The sequence below is a fragment of the Desulfogranum marinum genome, assembly GCF_016918565.1.
In the GTDB taxonomy this organism is placed as follows: domain Bacteria; phylum Desulfobacterota; class Desulfobulbia; order Desulfobulbales; family Desulfobulbaceae; genus Desulfogranum; species Desulfogranum marinum.
In genome coordinates, this window is sequence record NZ_JAFFQD010000100.1 from 2501 (window position 1) to 3696 (window position 1196).

Consider the following 1196-nt stretch of genomic DNA (forward strand, 5'->3'; position numbering starts at 1 on the left):
AGGATAACTCGTTGACTCATTATGCAAAAGGCACGCTGTCACCCAAATAAATTTGAGCTCCAACTGCTTGTAAGCTGACGGTTTCAGTTTCTATTTCACTCCCCTCCCGGGGTTCTTTTCACCTTTCCCTCACGGTACTGGTTCACTATCGGTCACTAGGGAGTATTTAGCCTTGGAAGATGGTCCTCCCAGATTCCCACAAGGTTTCACGTGTCTCGTGGTACTCGGGGACACCCTAGGGTGAATCAAGATTTCGCGTACCGGACTATCACCGTCTATGGTCGGCCTTTCCATACCATTCCGCTATCTCTCATCAATCCCACATCGGGGCCCCACAACCCCTACAAGCAAGCTCATAGGTTTGGGCTAATCCGCGTTCGCTCGCCGCTACTGACGGAATCTCGTTTGATTTCTATTCCTAAGGGTACTGAGATGTTTCACTTCCCCTCGTTCGCTTTTATTACCTATGTATTGAGTAATAAATGATAGAGTTTGAACTCTACCGGGTTGCCCCATTCGGAAATCTCCGGGTCAAAGCCTGTTAGCAGCTCACCGAAGCTTATCGCAGCTTTCCACGTCCTTCATCGCCTCCTAGTGCCAAGGCATCCGCCGTCAGCCCTTAGTAGCTTAACCATAAGTCTTTTGTAAACTAAGTTATAACTCTAAACGCTATTTTTGTAGTACTCCCTCTCCTGCATGCTTATTCTCACACTGACCTGACGGCCCTCGGTGAACATACAAAAAAGGGTCTACGATTTAGATACCCTGCTATTCAATTGTCAAAGATCTGTAAACTTATCTAAAAGTTTAAAGTTAGCACATGATTACAAAAAAATAATCATAGGCTAACCTTATGCTTTTAAAATGGTGGAGGTGAACGGGTTCGAACCGATGACCTCCTGCGTGCAAGGCAGGCGCTCTCCCAGCTGAGCTACACCCCCGTTTTAAACACTACTACATGCCCCATCTTTATTTGTTGTTCACAGCCCACATAGCATACCTATAGCGACCTGAGAACAACAAACAAACCTGAAGCACGTAGAAGCGTTTAAATACGCTCTCAGCTAACTCCAGAAAGGGGAGTAAAACCTGGATCAACTCAACCTGGTGGGCCTAGGTGGACTTGAACCACCGACCTCACGCTTATCAGGCGTGCGCTCTAACCAAGCTGAGCTATAGGCCCATGACCTTGATCT

At 47.1% G+C, this 1196-nt stretch carries 2 tRNA genes and 1 rRNA gene (1 of these 3 cut by a window edge); all 3 read right to left on the reverse strand.

Annotated features, from left to right (window positions below):
• A 23S ribosomal RNA gene (locus tag JWH17_RS22895) occupies positions 1 to 633 on the reverse strand; it reaches 2319 nt to the left of the window's first position.
• Positions 634 to 865: 232 nt separating this feature from the next.
• Positions 866 to 941: transfer RNA gene (locus JWH17_RS22900), tRNA-Ala, on the reverse strand.
• 164 nt (positions 942 to 1105) lie between these two features.
• A tRNA-Ile gene (locus tag JWH17_RS22905) sits at positions 1106 to 1183 on the reverse strand.
• Positions 1184 to 1196: the final 13 nt, after the last annotated feature.